Consider the following 13,768-nt stretch of genomic DNA (forward strand, 5'->3'; position numbering starts at 1 on the left):
TCCGACCGGGCATCCCAGTATCCCTTTCCGCCGTATAGAACAGCCGCGATGATCAACAGGCCCAGGAAAAGACCTGCGAACTTGAAAACTCGTCTCATGCAATCTCTCTGTCGGAATCAAGTTGGCCGGAACTGCCCCACAAGACGCTAAATTGTTGCGGAACTTAGGATTCTCCTTGCCGCAAAACTCCCCAAGCCGGCGACGGCTCAAGCCTTCTGACTGATAAACAGCCCGCTTTCCTTGCCAACCTCAAGAACACCATTTCCAGCCTGAAACGCGCCGGTGATGGCATCTCGAAACGCGGCAAGCTGCGCCTCGTCGGCCGCGTCTCCAGGTGGATAGGACGTGAGGGCCAGGAATACGTCCTCCGGCTCCGTCACCCGCAGGCGCGCCGGATGCTGCGTCATGGTCACATTGCCGAACTGGGCCTGCATGATCTGTTCGGCGGCGTCATATCCGAAGGCTGCGCCAGCCGGGTCCAAAGGCGCACTGCCGAACACGGTTGTCAGCGCATACAGCTCCCGCATGTTCCCGGCCCCGTTCGTCGTCACCGCAAGGAAACCGCCCGGCTTCAAGACCCGATACATTTCCGCAATCCCCTTCGATGGGTCGGGCAGATGATAGAGCATGTGCATCGCGATCACGGCATCAAAGGAACCGTCCCCAAAGGGCAGGGCTGCCGCGTCGGCCTGCTGGCCTGTGACCGACGCGAACGGCAATGGCCGGCATCGTTCAACCGCCTCCTGAACCATGCCCGGCGAGAGATCGGAAAGGGTGAGGTTCAGGTTGTGCGGTAGCTCGCTCGCGGCCGCAGCCCAAAACCAGCCGGGACCGCACCCAACATCAAGAATGTTGTCGGCAGGTTCAAGGGGGAGCTGCTTTGCCACCCACGGAAACCAGCCCATTTCGGCAATCGTGTATTCGCTATTCAAGCGGGCGCGGGCGGCGAGCTTACGGCTATCGCCATACTGCTCTGCATTGCCGGACGTTATGGATGACACGAGAAGCCCTCCTTTAGAATATCTATCGCCTCAAGGTCGCAGGTGAGGGGACGCGCAAGACCGAACTTGTCATGCAGCTCCATGATCTGTGCGCGATAGGTTTCCGCCAGCAAGCGCAGCGCCGACTTGATGGCGTCGGCTTCGCACGGGCCGTACGACGCTTTGAGGGCTGCAACGATGGCCCGGCTCCCCCTGATGTCGAACTTTGCCAACACGGCCGATTCCGGAGTCCGATCATGGAGCCAGTCGTCGGCCTGCATGATATGCTGGCGCAGCTCGTCCAGCAGCGACAGGGCATAGAAGAGCTCGCCGCGCCGCGCGCGCCGATAGGCTTCATGGGCAGAGGCCAAGCCCTTGCTGATCGAAAAATCCAGATCGTCATCGGAACCCGTGAACGGCAAATCCCGCGAACGCTCTATAAGATCCGCAACCATACCCTCGGGATCATGCAAAATCCGGATCGGTAGGCGATACCAAGGGGACGGGGCAAGCGCGGCGGCATCGTAGTAGAAAATGTCGATCTTCCCGAATGGCCGGAAATGGGAAACGCAATGCTGGGCGCCGGGCATCCACTCGTTGAACAGAAAGCCCGGCCATTGCTTCGGAAACTCCCGACGCTGATCGACATAGTAGGCATGACGATCGGCCGTCACGACAACCCGCAAATCGATATCCGACCAGGCGTCGGCGCTGCCGGCAGCGAGCGAGCCACCAACGAAAATACCGACAATGGCAGGCTCGGCAGAGAAGAACCTTACAGCGGTTTCAAGAAGCCGGTCCCGGGCGGAGATAAGTAATGCCTCGTCCAACATTGCAAAACTCCTGAAGCCTATGACGGCTGGGCAAGTTCATCGTCATTTGGCGGTTCGAACAAGCCTGCCCATTCGTCCAGGCTGGAAGGGTCGATTTCCGGGGTGTCGGGATCACGCGTATGATTGCGCCTGGCGATCCTCAACTTCAGCTCCGCCAGTGGAACATCGAGGAAATGGATCTTCGTCGTGGCTCCGATCTTGTCGGCGACAGCGCGATAGCGGTCGCGTTCTTCCCTGGACCAGAAACCATTTTCGAGAACAACATCATTGCCATGCCGGAGCAATTGCTGGGCAAGTTCCCATTGCAAACGCTCGACCTTGTCTCTCCCGGCTTCGTCGTAGAAACCGATACCGAGACGGGACAGCCATTCATCCGGCGAAAATCTGATGGCGTTGACCGCCTGTTCCAGCTGCTTGCCGAGCGTTGTCTTCCCTGCACCGGGAAGGCCGCAAATGAGATGCAGAATGGGACGGTCGCTCATATCCAGCCTTTCCAAGGTTTCCGGATTCAGCCGAGGACGCGATTGCAAGCTCGGCCATCAACTGCAGCCTATCACGGCGAAGCGCTGGCGATGTCTTTCATCACGTCGATGAACGCGCTGGTGCGGACACCCTTGGGATTCTGACTGAGGTCGACGGTCTGGACGACGACAAGCCGCTTCGAGGGGACGACAGCAATTATCTGGCCACCATAACCGGAAGCGTAGAAGGCATTTGGCCCCCAGGTGTCTTCGGGCAGGGTCCACCACATATAGCCATAGCCCTGCCGGATGCGCTTCGCCCAGGAATAGGCTGCGGTCGACTCCTTGACCCATGTCGCGGGAATGACCTGCGTCGTGCCCCATGTTCCACCGTTCAGGAAAAGCTGTCCGAAACGCGCAGCGTCGCGGGCGCTGAGGCTGAACGGATAAGCCGGATGCTCTGAGAGCTTCTCTCGGGCATAGCGGCCGTCCTCGATTGAAAAGTCCTCCATGCCGATCGGTTCGGCGATGCGGCTTTGGAAACTCTTGAAGATGTCCTCTCCGGTCTGCTGCCGGTAGATCGTTCCAAGAGCGTTGAAGTCCCAGTTGTTGTAGAACCAGAACGTTCCGGGCGCATGGCTGCCGCGTACCGGACGCTTGCGCCTGATGTCGGCCGTCTCATGCGCTGCCGGGTGATAGATGCCCGAGCGCGATGTCAGCAGGTCGCGAACAGTCGCGGTCTTCTCCTCATCCGTCAGGCGGGGATGATTATCGTCGATGCCGAGGTCGGCAAGGCTTGCCGAGAGGTCGATGCGTCCCTCTTCGACGGCGATGCCGTAGAGCGCGCTCAGCAGGCTCTTGCGCACCGACGCCATTTTCACCTTGCGGGAGACGTCGCCCGACCGGGCGATGACCTTTCCGTCCTGCAGGATCATCAGCGCGGTCGGCTTGAGCGCCTTCGCTTTCCGAAGTGCGGCATCCAGCTTCTCGACTGACCAGCCCACGGTCGAGGGATCGATGTCTTCCCACGCCTGCGCGCGTGCCTGGCCCACGGCCAGGATGCAGATCACAGCCAGGAATGCGAACCGTCGAACAAGCATGGGCGTCTCCCTCTCACTGCGGGGTGAAACCTGCAAAGACGGCGGATTTCTGGCGCGCACGGACCAAGATGCCCGGGCGCACCGGTTTTATGAGAACCCTGTAGTCGCCGCTTTCATCGAGCTGCGTGACCGTTGCTTCGGCATCCCGGCCCACCTGGGCCTCGTTGTCCGCTCGGTTTGGTACACGCCAACCTGGCGGCCGACATCGACGGGATTGTTGATGTGTAGCCGGTCCAGCCTGACAGTACGCAATGGCCCGCCGTGTTTCCGAACATGGCGGGCCATTCTCTTGAGGCATGAAGGGAAGAATAAGGGGAAAGTAAAGAGGAGGGGGAGGAAAGCCCGCTCGCGGATCGGACGGACCGCTGACGCTTGCGCTCAACCGCGCCGCTCGCGATCCCGGCCGCGTCGTCCTTCGCAGGGCTGAAAGCCCCGCTCGGCCAGCCGGGCAGGGATGCTCGGCCGCAATTGCTCCGGCCCATCCGATCCGCGGGTCTGGGGGTGTCTTCGGGAAGAAGACGGAAAAGGACGCAGCGATTGGCCGCGTCCGCAACCCCTTGAAGGAGCATTCCCATGCAGATCATGAAGGTCGATCCGCGATCGTTGAACGAAAATCCCGACCGCACGCGTCAGACGAAGTCCACGCCGCAGGCCGACGCCCTGCTGCTGGCGACGATCAAGGCTGTCGGTATCGTGCAGCCACCGGTCATTTTCCCGCAGACCGATGGCGGCAACGGCTACACAATCGATTCCGGCCATCGTCGCGTGAAGCAGGCCATCAAGGCGGGTCTTGATGAGATCGAGGTTCTTGTCGTCGAAGCCGCCAACGACAACGGCGCGATGCGTTCCATGGTCGAGAACATCGCCCGCGAGCCGCTGAACCCTGTCGATCAGTGGCGGGCGATCGAGCGCCTGGTCGCCCTCGGCTGGACCGAGGAGGCGATCGCGGTCGCACTTGCCCTGTCGGTTCGCCGTGTCCGCCAGCTCAGGCTGATGGCCAATGTGCTGCCGGCGATGCTGGATCAGATGGCCAAGGGCGATATGCCCAATGAAAACCAGCTCCGCACGATCGCCGCGGCATCGCCCGAGGAGCAGAAAGAGGTCTGGAAGGCACACAAGCCCAAGAAAGGCGATCCGCAAGTGTCGTGGTGGAGCGTCGCCAATGCGCTGACCAAAACCCGAATGTATGCGCGTGACGCCAGCTTCGGCGACGACCTCGCTCAAGCCTACGGCATCGCATGGGTGGAGGATCTATTCGCACCGGCCGATGAGGACAGCCGCTACACCACCAATGTCGAGGCGTTCCTCGGCGCCCAGCAGGAGTGGATGACCCAGAACCTTCCCAAGAAGGGCGTCATCACGGAGGCCAATACCTGGGGGCAGCCCGAGCTGCCCAAGAAGGCCGAGCGCGTGTACGGCAAGCCATCGAAATCCGATCATACGGCGATGTATCTCGATCGCGACGGAAAGGTTCAGACCGTTCACTTCCGCATGCCCGAGGAGAAAAAGAAGAGCACGGCCGGCGCTTCGGAAGCGGCGGGCGAGATCGTTGTCTCCAAGGCTCGTCCCGATGTCACGCGCAAGGGTGTAGAGATCATCGGCGATCTTCGCACCGATGCGTTGCACGAGGCACTCTCTCGTGCGCCGATCGAGGACGACACGCTGATGGCGCTGCTCGTTCTCGCCTTCGCCGGGCAGAACGTGCGGGTCGACACCGGGGCTGGCGGCTATTTCCAGTACGGACAGCGGTTCGGGCGGCATGCGGCGACGCTGTTCAATCAGGACGGCAAACTCGCCTTCGACATGGACACCTTGCGCGTTGCCGCGCGAAGCGTCCTCGTTGACGTGCTTTCATGCCGGGAGAACGCGACGAAGTCCGGGATCCTGGCGCTCGTCGCCGGCGACGCGATCGGCGCCGATGGCTTCCTCAGCAATATGGGCACGGAGGACTTCCTCTCGTGCCTGTCGCGTCCGGCGCTCGAAGCGTCCTGCCAGGATACTCCGGTCCTGCCGCGCCAGCGCGTCAAGGATACGCGGGCGGCCCTGGTCGAGCACTTCAAGGAGGAGCATTTCGTCCACGCTTCGGCGCTCTTCTCGCCGGACGCCGTAGCGCTCAACAGCTGGCTGACGAGCAATACCGTCGTCGAGGACGACGATGACGGCACGCCGGCAGAGCAGGATGAACTCGACGGTGACGCCGCCGTTGAACCGGCACATGACCATGCCGAAGAGCCGGCCGCCGCGGCTGAGGCCGATGAGGCCTACTCCGAAGGCTTCCGCGAGGCGGCCGAATAGCCGGGCTCAACTTTCCTTCCGAATGCAATCCTCCCGCCGCCGGCACATCACCGGTGGCGGTTTCGTTTCAATCGCACCTCACAGGAGGACATAATGTCCGCAAACAGCATTCTCGATTCGGCGCCGATCGGAGCGATCGTGGCCTGGTCCGACGGCACCGCGCGACCACCCGAACGGCATCGGAAAAAGCTCGCCGAATGGAAGGGCAACAACAGCCGAGGCCGCCTGATTCGCAAACAAGGTGGCGGCCTATCCAATGACAATGCCAGCTTCTCCCTGCACGAAAGTGATTTTGCCAGCAGCGGCGTCACCGTCATTCGCGTCCATCGGACGTTTTCGCGTAGCTCGACCTTCCGGTTCACCATTGTCGAACGGCCCCCCGTCGGGTCTGTGCGTGTCTTCGACCGACCCGGCGAACATGCCGAACTGGTTCATCTTGCTCCGCATCGTGCCGCCGCCGAAGAATGGCTCTCAAGACATGGCTATCCGAATGCCGTGCTGGAGGAGGTGACCGCCGACGAGGCAGCAGCAGACGCGGTCGAGGGGAGGGCGGCATAATGTCAACCGCCGTAGCCCATGACCATAACGCCCCGGGCTTGCCCGGGGTCTCCTTTGGTTGCAGCGCCGACGGAATGGCTGTCGCCCTTGTCGGCGAAACGGCGTTCGCAATGGTGCCGACGCGAGATGGAAAGCACTTCCTCGCGACCGGCTGGACAATTCGCAGGCCACTCGAAGAATGGCGACGTGACGATTTCTATGGCCATTCTGGCGAACTCGCCGACGAGGCGGCTTTCCGCGCCAAGGTCTTGGAACTCGCCGAGCACCAGCGCGAGAAATCCGCTCTGGGCCGCCATGAAATCCGGTCTTCCGCCAATACGCCCTGGGGCCCGTCGCAGGGGGCGACGATCTATGCCGAGGGAGTGGTCTGTCACTCGACTGCCGGTCATGGCGGTTTCAAGCTCTCGGCGGACCGGAACCGAAAAGTCCATCCCATGCTGCGATCTCGGGGCGGCTGGTACGAAGAAGATGCCGAATGGGCGATCGTCGCACTGACGTTCCCGCATTTGTTCACCGCCCTCGAGCGACGCCACGCGGACCAGACCGTGCGCGATTCCTGGCCCGATGCCTGGGAAGCGATTTTCGGACGTATGCTCGAGCCAGGTGAATCGCGGGAAAAGGACCGCCGCGCCTTCCAAAAGCGGCATGCCGACGACTGGATCGTCGTCTCGGCACTCTACTCCGACCATGAACCCGGTTTCACCGAAGTCATCGCCACCAAGGGAGGAACACGCACCGAGCAATCGCCGATCCGGCGCTATCTCATTGCGAAGGATGAATATGGCACCTCCGGACACCCCTTCGGCTTCGTCATCGATGAGGTCCGCCACCGTCGATATCGCGGCCCATCGAGTTTCGCAGGGCCGATCGGTCCGGAGGATCGGACATGACCACCTATCTCGTGGCTGTCCACCTCCTGCTCGAGGTTGGGCCGGAACCGCGCCCTGCGATCAATGCTGCGCTGAACGAGATCCTAAGCGAAGCCATGCGCCAGAATGGCGGCGCCCAGTCGCCACTCATCGACTGGGCGGTTGCCGGCGAAGACCTTGCAGCATCGATCGTCTCGGTCGATGTCTCGCCGACCTATGAGCCGGACGTGACAGCTTTCCCGGACTGGCCTGCGGCGCGCTCGCCAGCACCGCGTCAAATGCGGAGCCCGCCATGAAGGCTCTGGATGAGCATGACCTCTCCCGTATGGAAGCGGCTTGCCGGCGAACGCGTGGCCAGCTCGATCTCCTCGAGCGGCAGATGCGTGAGCGTGCCAAACGCATGACCCTCACCATCAGGTCGAAGTCCGGCTTGCTCCGCCGCTGCCGTCTGCCCTGGACCTTGGAGGACGAGCGGTTGTTCCGAGCGCAGGTCGACGCGCTTGCCTTCGAACGCCGCGGTGAACTCAACGGGCTGCGGGAACAGCTGGCCCGTGAGGAAACGGCGATTGCCGGGCTTCGAGCCCGGCGATCACCAGGCAACCGAACCCACACCCTCAACACGAAAGGATGGCACCATGCCACGCTACACGATTGAAACAACCTATCACCTGCCGGTCTACCGGCACAGAAGCTACGACGCCCCATCCGTCGAGGCGGCTTGTGTCAGCGCCATGGAGGATGAGGGCTGGGAGGACGGAAAAGAGGACGTCGACACCTCCGGCGAGACCCATATTACCGGTATATGGGAGGGCGGTTCGCCCTATTCGGGAAAGGGCTTGCCTGTTCCCGACCGCTTCGCCGAAACCATGCAACGCAAGGCCGCCATGTTCGCCGAGCTTCTGGCTCTTCTCAGGGAACCAGCCCAGCCGATGGGGCTCTCCCAACATGATTTCGAGCTCTGGTTGCCCAGAGCCCGCGCCGTGATCGCGCGGGCGGACGCCATCGCCGATGATCGATCTGGAGACGTACGATGAGCAAGGCGGGAGACCTATCGGCGGCCCACTATGTCGCGACCTCGACGGTGGACAGCACGCGCCGAAATCTCTTTTTGATGAGGCCTGGCGCCGAGCGGCATATCGGAACGCTTGTTGGTGGTTCGCGGACGGCGATCGCACAATTCGATGCCGATTGCGAACGGATCGTGCGCGCTCTTGCGCACTACGATGCGACTATTGGTTCCTGCGAAGAAACCGGCTCGGACGATCAGTCAGGATCAAAGCCATGAGCCGGACTGTGCGGCCGGGCCCCGGCCATCCCCTCGTCGAATACTGGGACGACGAACGTGCGCTGGGAAATGGCATCATCGTGACCCTTCGCCCTGGCCTCTTCTTCTATGATGATTGCGGCGTCATGGGCTTCGACACGTCAGCCGAGGCTCGCGCCGCCATCAAGGCAATCGCCGACAAGACTCGCAAAGCGGCAAAGCCGCGTTGACGTTGCCAGCTGTCCAAAAGCTCCGTGCGCAAGGACGGCGCATCGGATACAGTCTGACGAACAGAATAGGAGGGCACGTAATGGAGGAACCATCGGGATCGGGCATGGACCTTGAGACCCGCTTTGCGTTCGAGCGCCTTCTGGACCTTGCGCGCAGCGATACAGGACAAGCCCGCAGGGCGGCCGATTTCGTATTGGCGTGGTGGAATGAGGCGAGTCTCGGCCGCTTCGACATGACCGATCTGTTCGCTGTCGATCCGGATATCGCCGAAGCGATGGCAACCGTCTTTTCCTGGTTGTCACGGCAGTCCAATGCCGTCTACCCGACCGAATACAGGACTGAGATGGAGGCCCTCATCCAGGAATGGCGCCCGGACGTCTGGGCACAATCTCGCGAGCAGGCCTGACGGACCGGCAGTTCAGCGCTTGCGCACGAATTCGGTGCGCAGCACCAGCCCCTTGATGGCATCGTGCCGGCAGTCGATCTCTTCGGAATCGTCCGTCAGCCGGATCGATCTGATCACCGTTCCCTGCTTGAGCGTCTGAGCCGCGCCCTTGACCTTGAGGTCCTTGATCAACACCACGGAGTCGCCATCCGCGAGCAGATTGCCCGAGGCATCGCGGACCTCTTTCCCGGCTTCGGCTTCGGCAGCAAGCTCGGCGGCCGGTCGCCATTCTCCGATCACTTCGTCGTATACGTAGTCGTCATCGCTGGTCATGGCGGCTGCTATCGCAGGTCGAGGGCGGTTTGCCAATCATCATCTCAAAGCCCTGCACGGTCGCCGGGTAGGTTCCGGGAGATCGCAAGGCGGTTGCTCACTGGCAACCTGTCCGTTGGTCCCGTGTCGATGGTCAGGCCCTTGACCGGCCCTCCCTTCGTTCGGTGTGCGGTCCTAAACCGGCGGCCGTGCGCTTCAAGGCCGCGTTCCGCGCCGCGGGGCGGCCGGAAAGAGCCACACTCGGCAGGGCGGGCCCGCGTCCCGCGCAAGGGCTGAAAGCCCTGCTTGGCCGCAAACCCGCCCCGCTCGTGCCGGCGCTTCCGGACCCTGAAGCGCCCGTCTTTCCGCCGGTTTGATCTGGACCGCGCCCGAAGGGTGGGCCGGTCAAGGGACTGGTCCAGGTCTTCCGGGGAACCGAAGGAAAGGAAATTCCATGACCAAATCCGCTCGCAATCCGCGCCAGTCCGCCCGCGTCGTCGCGCTGCGCAAGGGCACCACACTTGAGATGGTCCGGCTCTGCTGCCCCGATGCCAATCAGGCCACCCTCATCGCCGAAAGCTTCGGCCTTCCGGTGCTCGACAGTGACAGCATCCGCGATCTGCACGAGAAGCTCCTCATCGAAACCGCCGATGCCCTGAACGAAGGTCTCGGCGAGCGCGCGATGCAAATCCACCTCCAGCGGATCGTCGGCGCCTTCGTCGGTTCGGCCCATGGTGCCGGTCAATTCTACAGCCGCGCGGTAACCGAGGCCCGCGATGCAACCGCCAAGGCGGCCAACGACACCCGTGACGAAGACCTCGATGGTCCGGTCGGGTTCGACAGCGGCGCACAGCGTAAGCGCGAATTTGCGGCCGATATGGGGGTGCAATCCCACGCTCTGCGCATGGCTGCCGAGGGCGTCGTTTCCGCCTATGAGCACGTCGTCGGCGAGAAGTGGAAGCCCTTCGAGCGCCCCCTCGAAAACCCCGGCCAGACCGTCGACCGGAAAGCGGCCGAACTGCAGATGGCAGCGCTCGGCTAAGCCGTCTCGGGCGGAGCTTCGGCTCCGCCCTCTTTTCCTCCTACGCGGCTGAGGGCACTCAGGCGCGACATGGCGACGGGCCGATGCATCGCGGCCGGCACCATTGCTATATGAGATATTATTGTCCGCTGGCGGCCAGGTCCTGGCGCATCTGCCCGATCTGCTCGGTTGTCGTGGAAAGCTGTCTCTCAAACCACTCTTCGCTGGCATCACCAAAATATGGCGTGGGGAAACTAAAGAAGGTGCCGCTTCCGGTGACCTCGGCGGCATTCAGCGCCTCGAGATGTTGTTGGGCTCGCGTGCCAATTGCCGTCACTTGCTCTTCGCTACAGATCGCTGGCGGGTTGCGATGGCGCCAATTGTTCCACTGGATCGCCTCGTTGATTTCCGCTTTGAGGTCCTGCCATTCAGTGCAGGCGGGTTCGGCCGCGGTGACCCGCTCGCTGATTGATTCAACAAACGCCGCATAATCGCCTCGTAGCTTCTCCAGCTCCGCATCCTTGGCCGCACGTGCTTCCTGTTCCTCGCGCTCGCGCCGTTCCGCCGCAGCCTGTCGATTGGCCTCGTCAGTGCTCTTTTTCAGCGTTTCGATGCGCTCGGCAAGTTCCTGGTTTTCGAAATGGGCGAGCGCGAACCCCATCGGGTTTTTCGCCTCGTCCTTCAACACGTCATCAAGACCTCGACGGCATTCCGTCTTGAACGCCCCCAGCATTTCCGCCGGCATATCCTTGACGATCTCATCGGCAAGCCCGGAAAGCAGCTGTGTGCATTCAACCACGGTGCTCGGAATGCCGAGCGGCGCTTCCGATCCGAAGAATGAAGAGCGGGAGCCAAGCAGCTCAAGCAATTGCTCATCACTGGCCTCCGGCACCTTTTCCCCACAAGCCGCGAGGATTGGGAGGATTGAGGTTCCGATCACCATATTGCGGATCGAATTCACGGAAAAACGTAGTTTCGACAAGTTCTTACCCAGCAGCATAGAATTGACATCACGAGCAAGCCGTAGCTCCGGACGGGAGTTTCCTCAACCGCCCAACAGGAGTTTTGTACTCCAACTAACGGAAACTGCCGCCAGAAGCGTCCTCGAGTCGCATCCAATTGCCGACGGTGCCGTGAAGAAGAGGAACGGTTTGCCCGCATTGCCGGCCTTCAGGTGGGGAGGCCCTGACGCAGTTGCGCTGAGTTCCTGACAGTGCATGGCGCCTCTTCATCTCGGAGGCGATCCAATCCCGCTCTCATGTGATGGCTTCCTGGCCCAGCTCCGGATCTTCCACGATCAACCCCTAAAGGGTCCGCTAGCAAGCTGCGGCCGCTTGGCTGCGCCTGCGCGGTGATCGCGCCCGGAGCCGGCCCTTTTGAGGAGCCATCGAGCGGGATTGGCCCGCTCCTAGGATGGGAGCCTCAAATGTCGCAAAATCTGGAACTCGCACAAAAGCACGCCTGGAACCTCGCCCGCACCCTGATGACCACCGTCATCCTCTTCCGCTCCGACACGGAATACGGCGTCCTACCAGCCGATGAGCTCGACGATGCCGATGTCGTCGCCCTCTACGAGTACGATCCGCACACAGGCGCAAGGTCGGTTCACTGAACCGCCACGCCGTCGGCAATGCGCCCTGATTCAACAGGGCGCCTTCCCATTCCGACGGCCATCGGGATCGCCAACTTCACCGCCAAGCGGTACTGTTCGCGAGAACCCACCACCTTGACAGGGGTAAAAGCGACCCCGATTGCCTCCGTCTCATCCATTGCAAAGGTGCAAAAGATGTTCGACCGCTACACGATCGAAACCGTCCTGAAGGGCAATGCCACTGACGCCGACTATGCGACGGTCACGAACCAACTACCCTTGACACTCGCCCCGATGGCTCACCTCCACAAACAATACGCCCCCGACTACAGAGTCGTGAACCAAGCTGGCGCGACAATCGGCCATGGCTGGAGCCATACGGCCAAAACGACCGGGCAAAAATACGTCGCATTCCACGTAGACGTGGCGCTGGACCGCTGTGTCTCTGGTACTGCCGGTCGGCCGGCGAAGACAGGCAGCGGCTGGGTCGCGCAGCTTTCTTAGGTCCGGTAGGGCCATGGTCGCCGCCGTCCAGCAATTTGGCGGTGAGCATCGAGCGCGGCCCCGTCCCATGACGGGCTCGTGTATCACGCCGTCGACCGTCACCAATACGGCAATGGACGGCGCCGAAATTTTTGCGGGGACGGGCTTGAGCCTGCCGGCAAGAACTTCTCACCGGCATCACTCCGTGATTCTGCGTCTTTGAACATCCGCGATACCAATCGCCAGCACCGACGCCTGTGGGACACACGCGCACAGAGCCTGGATAACGGTGTCTTGCCCGCCGCAGGGCATCGAAGATGCCGAAGTCGAGGCACTCTACGAATAAGATCCTTCGAAGGCGCGCGGCGATTCACTGAACCCGTCACCGTACAACCGCTTTCAGGACGTTCTGCCACGCCAAGGCCCTTTCGCTTCGAACGTAGAGCGCGCCTCGCTTCGCGGAGTAGGGGGAGGGGGAAACCCGAAAGTCGTCCATCGACCCCGTCCCGGACGTCTGTTCCTGCCGGGACCGGTGTCCCGCGCAACCGCTTCGCGGTCCTCCACTCCGTTGCGGCCCAGGGGGTGCGCGCTCCCCTTTACGTCCCGGCTGACGGACCGCCGTGACGGGGTCGCGATGGTCGCGACCTCCGAGATGGAGGTTCAGGAAAATGAACAGGAAGCAATCTGGGTCGCGGGCCGACGCCTAGAAGATCAAGGTCGAGGCGTTGTAGGGCTGGGAGAACAGCGTACCTGTCGATGTCTCATAGTAGGAGCGCGCGCCGCCGATATAGGAAGCCCAGTCGACATTGGGCAGGACGTCGGCCACCGGCTCGACCGCGCCTGAAAGCATCAAGTCAAGCGTGCCGGCATCGTGGATCTGGAGAAGTACGGGATGCTGGTTGGCCCGCACGGCGGCGATCGCAGCCTGCATGCCAGCTTCATAACCGCCCTGACCGACGCAAGTGATCTTATGCTCGGTCTGGCTTTCGTTGAAAGCGCCACAGGCGTTCTGGACCGCCGTCTCCCAGTTCGCGCCGGTCGCTCCATACCAAAATTCAATATCCGCCGCAGTGGCGGGAAAACTAAGCATCGCAAACAACGATACTGACGCAATTCGTGAAATCATCGACTGATCCTGTCGGTTGGTTGAGCAGCGGCCGGCTGGACAGCCAGCGTGGATTATACGCATTAGGAGTACACTTTGCGTGTAAATCTTTTATGACGCGCATGGAGGCGAAGCGTGCTGATAGCTGCGTTGTCGATCGTAACGTCCGGACAGCAACTGGATTTCGCGTCAGGTGTATTTTGAAGAACGACCGGAGTCTTGGCGGAGCAGCGAAACCGGTCTTCAAAGAGGCCCAGCGACGACCAGGCCTCCAAAGCCA

At 61.8% G+C, this 13,768-nt stretch carries 18 protein-coding genes and 1 pseudogene; 12 read left to right on the plus strand and 7 right to left on the minus strand.

Annotation, left to right across the window (positions count from 1 at the left end; genetic code table 11):
- Nucleotides 1–206 precede the first annotated feature (206 nt).
- From MIC97_RS20780 to MIC97_RS20795, 4 genes are all read right to left on the minus strand, one after another.
- Nucleotides 207–1,001, minus strand: coding sequence for a class I SAM-dependent methyltransferase (locus MIC97_RS20780; RefSeq protein ID WP_239801873.1), 795 nt, complete (start codon nt 999–1,001; stop codon nt 207–209).
- Entirely contained in the window at nt 989–1,813 is an 825-nt protein-coding gene (locus MIC97_RS20785) for a nucleotidyltransferase domain-containing protein (protein WP_239801874.1), read from the minus strand. Before MIC97_RS20785 ends, MIC97_RS20780 begins: the two co-directional genes overlap by 13 nt.
- 17 nt (nt 1,814–1,830) lie before the next feature.
- A complete protein-coding gene (locus MIC97_RS20790; RefSeq protein WP_239801875.1) occupies nt 1,831–2,295 on the minus strand; it encodes an ATP-binding protein in 465 nt (154 codons plus the stop codon).
- 71 nt (nt 2,296–2,366) lie between these two features.
- The gene (locus tag MIC97_RS20795; RefSeq protein WP_239801876.1) at nt 2,367–3,374 is read right to left on the minus strand and encodes a serine hydrolase; all 1,008 of its coding nucleotides are present in this window, start codon (nt 3,372–3,374) and stop codon (nt 2,367–2,369) included.
- Between the two features lie 573 nt (nt 3,375–3,947).
- Between MIC97_RS20795 and MIC97_RS20800 the strand changes: the two genes are divergently transcribed.
- From MIC97_RS20800 to MIC97_RS20840, 9 genes are all read left to right on the plus strand, one after another.
- The gene (locus tag MIC97_RS20800; RefSeq protein WP_239801877.1) at nt 3,948–5,669 is read left to right on the plus strand and encodes a ParB/RepB/Spo0J family partition protein; all 1,722 of its coding nucleotides are present in this window, start codon (nt 3,948–3,950) and stop codon (nt 5,667–5,669) included.
- A gap of 93 nt (nt 5,670–5,762) precedes the next feature.
- Nucleotides 5,763–6,227 carry a hypothetical protein gene (locus MIC97_RS20805; protein ID WP_239801878.1) on the plus strand — a complete coding sequence of 155 codons (465 nt, stop codon included), beginning with the start codon at nt 5,763–5,765 and terminating at the stop codon, nt 6,225–6,227.
- Nucleotides 6,227–7,117, plus strand: a complete 891-nt coding sequence (locus MIC97_RS20810; protein WP_345773569.1) for a hypothetical protein — start codon at nt 6,227–6,229, stop codon at nt 7,115–7,117. The genes MIC97_RS20805 and MIC97_RS20810 overlap by 1 nt, the downstream gene beginning before the upstream one ends.
- A complete protein-coding gene (locus MIC97_RS20815) occupies nt 7,114–7,392 on the plus strand; it encodes a hypothetical protein (protein WP_239801880.1) in 279 nt (92 codons plus the stop codon). The genes MIC97_RS20810 and MIC97_RS20815 overlap by 4 nt, the downstream gene beginning before the upstream one ends.
- Nucleotides 7,389–7,751 (plus strand): hypothetical protein, encoded by a 363-nt coding sequence (locus tag MIC97_RS20820; RefSeq protein WP_239801881.1) that lies wholly within the window; start codon nt 7,389–7,391, stop codon nt 7,749–7,751. Before MIC97_RS20815 ends, MIC97_RS20820 begins: the two co-directional genes overlap by 4 nt.
- Nucleotides 7,732–8,130, plus strand: a complete 399-nt coding sequence (locus tag MIC97_RS20825) for a hypothetical protein (RefSeq protein WP_239801882.1) — start codon at nt 7,732–7,734, stop codon at nt 8,128–8,130. The genes MIC97_RS20820 and MIC97_RS20825 overlap by 20 nt, the downstream gene beginning before the upstream one ends.
- Nucleotides 8,127–8,381: a hypothetical protein gene (locus MIC97_RS20830; RefSeq protein ID WP_239801883.1), complete on the plus strand. Its 255-nt coding sequence runs from the start codon at nt 8,127–8,129 to the stop codon at nt 8,379–8,381. Before MIC97_RS20825 ends, MIC97_RS20830 begins: the two co-directional genes overlap by 4 nt.
- Nucleotides 8,378–8,590, plus strand: coding sequence for a hypothetical protein (locus tag MIC97_RS20835; protein ID WP_239801884.1), 213 nt, complete (start codon nt 8,378–8,380; stop codon nt 8,588–8,590). Before MIC97_RS20830 ends, MIC97_RS20835 begins: the two co-directional genes overlap by 4 nt.
- A 104-nt stretch (nt 8,591–8,694) precedes the next feature.
- A complete protein-coding gene (locus tag MIC97_RS20840; protein WP_239801885.1) occupies nt 8,695–8,997 on the plus strand; it encodes a hypothetical protein in 303 nt (100 codons plus the stop codon).
- A gap of 12 nt (nt 8,998–9,009) precedes the next feature.
- Here the strand turns inward: MIC97_RS20840 and MIC97_RS20845 are convergent, their stop codons facing one another.
- On the minus strand, nt 9,010–9,309 hold the full coding sequence (locus MIC97_RS20845; protein ID WP_239801886.1) for an alkylphosphonate utilization protein: 300 nt from the start codon (nt 9,307–9,309) through the stop codon (nt 9,010–9,012).
- Nucleotides 9,310–9,742: 433 nt separating this feature from the next.
- Here MIC97_RS20845 and MIC97_RS20850 point away from each other — a divergent pair, with 433 nt between their 5' ends.
- Nucleotides 9,743–10,330: a hypothetical protein gene (locus MIC97_RS20850; protein ID WP_239801887.1), complete on the plus strand. Its 588-nt coding sequence runs from the start codon at nt 9,743–9,745 to the stop codon at nt 10,328–10,330.
- A 118-nt stretch (nt 10,331–10,448) separates the two neighbouring features.
- On the opposite strand, the gene MIC97_RS20855 is transcribed toward MIC97_RS20850, so the two are convergent.
- Nucleotides 10,449–11,309 (minus strand): hypothetical protein, encoded by an 861-nt coding sequence (locus tag MIC97_RS20855; protein ID WP_239801888.1) that lies wholly within the window; start codon nt 11,307–11,309, stop codon nt 10,449–10,451.
- A 426-nt stretch (nt 11,310–11,735) separates the two neighbouring features.
- Here MIC97_RS20855 and MIC97_RS20860 point away from each other — a divergent pair, with 426 nt between their 5' ends.
- Both MIC97_RS20860 and MIC97_RS20865 read left to right on the plus strand, forming a co-directional pair.
- Entirely contained in the window at nt 11,736–11,921 is a 186-nt protein-coding gene (locus MIC97_RS20860; RefSeq protein WP_239801889.1) for a hypothetical protein, read from the plus strand.
- Nucleotides 11,922–12,095: 174 nt separating this feature from the next.
- Nucleotides 12,096–12,404: a DUF736 family protein gene (locus tag MIC97_RS20865; protein ID WP_239801890.1), complete on the plus strand. Its 309-nt coding sequence runs from the start codon at nt 12,096–12,098 to the stop codon at nt 12,402–12,404.
- A 685-nt stretch (nt 12,405–13,089) separates the two neighbouring features.
- On the opposite strand, the pseudogene MIC97_RS20870 reads toward MIC97_RS20865, so the two are convergent.
- A pseudogene (locus MIC97_RS20870) lies at nt 13,090–13,509 on the minus strand (glycerol-3-phosphate ABC transporter substrate-binding protein); the annotation flags it as partial.
- Nucleotides 13,510–13,768: the final 259 nt, after the last annotated feature.

The organism is Aquamicrobium sp. NLF2-7 (assembly GCF_022359935.1).
Classification (GTDB): Bacteria; Pseudomonadota; Alphaproteobacteria; order Rhizobiales; family Rhizobiaceae; genus Mesorhizobium; species Mesorhizobium lusatiense.

Excerpts from the sequence above, each read along its gene's own strand:
- MIC97_RS20835 (WP_239801884.1), top strand. The coding sequence starts at position 8,378 with ATGAGCCGGACTGTGCGGCCGGGCCCCGGCCATCCCCTCGTCGAATAC.
- MIC97_RS20825 (WP_239801882.1), top strand. The coding sequence starts at position 7,732 with ATGCCACGCTACACGATTGAAACAACCTATCACCTGCCGGTCTACCGG.
- MIC97_RS20820 (WP_239801881.1), top strand. The coding sequence starts at position 7,389 with ATGAAGGCTCTGGATGAGCATGACCTCTCCCGTATGGAAGCGGCTTGC.
- MIC97_RS20830 (WP_239801883.1), top strand. The coding sequence starts at position 8,127 with ATGAGCAAGGCGGGAGACCTATCGGCGGCCCACTATGTCGCGACCTCG.
- MIC97_RS20840 (WP_239801885.1), top strand. The coding sequence starts at position 8,695 with ATGGACCTTGAGACCCGCTTTGCGTTCGAGCGCCTTCTGGACCTTGCG.
- MIC97_RS20845 (WP_239801886.1), bottom strand. The coding sequence starts at position 9,309 with ATGACCAGCGATGACGACTACGTATACGACGAAGTGATCGGAGAATGG.
- MIC97_RS20860 (WP_239801889.1), top strand. The coding sequence starts at position 11,736 with ATGTCGCAAAATCTGGAACTCGCACAAAAGCACGCCTGGAACCTCGCC.
- MIC97_RS20815 (WP_239801880.1), top strand. The coding sequence starts at position 7,114 with ATGACCACCTATCTCGTGGCTGTCCACCTCCTGCTCGAGGTTGGGCCG.
- MIC97_RS20810 (WP_345773569.1), top strand. The coding sequence starts at position 6,227 with ATGTCAACCGCCGTAGCCCATGACCATAACGCCCCGGGCTTGCCCGGG.
- MIC97_RS20800 (WP_239801877.1), top strand. The coding sequence starts at position 3,948 with ATGCAGATCATGAAGGTCGATCCGCGATCGTTGAACGAAAATCCCGAC.
- MIC97_RS20850 (WP_239801887.1), top strand. The coding sequence starts at position 9,743 with ATGACCAAATCCGCTCGCAATCCGCGCCAGTCCGCCCGCGTCGTCGCG.
- MIC97_RS20790 (WP_239801875.1), bottom strand. The coding sequence starts at position 2,295 with ATGAGCGACCGTCCCATTCTGCATCTCATTTGCGGCCTTCCCGGTGCA.
- MIC97_RS20865 (WP_239801890.1), top strand. The coding sequence starts at position 12,096 with ATGTTCGACCGCTACACGATCGAAACCGTCCTGAAGGGCAATGCCACT.
- MIC97_RS20805 (WP_239801878.1), top strand. The coding sequence starts at position 5,763 with ATGTCCGCAAACAGCATTCTCGATTCGGCGCCGATCGGAGCGATCGTG.
- MIC97_RS20855 (WP_239801888.1), bottom strand. The coding sequence starts at position 11,309 with ATGCTGCTGGGTAAGAACTTGTCGAAACTACGTTTTTCCGTGAATTCG.
- MIC97_RS20795 (WP_239801876.1), bottom strand. The coding sequence starts at position 3,374 with ATGCTTGTTCGACGGTTCGCATTCCTGGCTGTGATCTGCATCCTGGCC.
- MIC97_RS20785 (WP_239801874.1), bottom strand. The coding sequence starts at position 1,813 with ATGTTGGACGAGGCATTACTTATCTCCGCCCGGGACCGGCTTCTTGAA.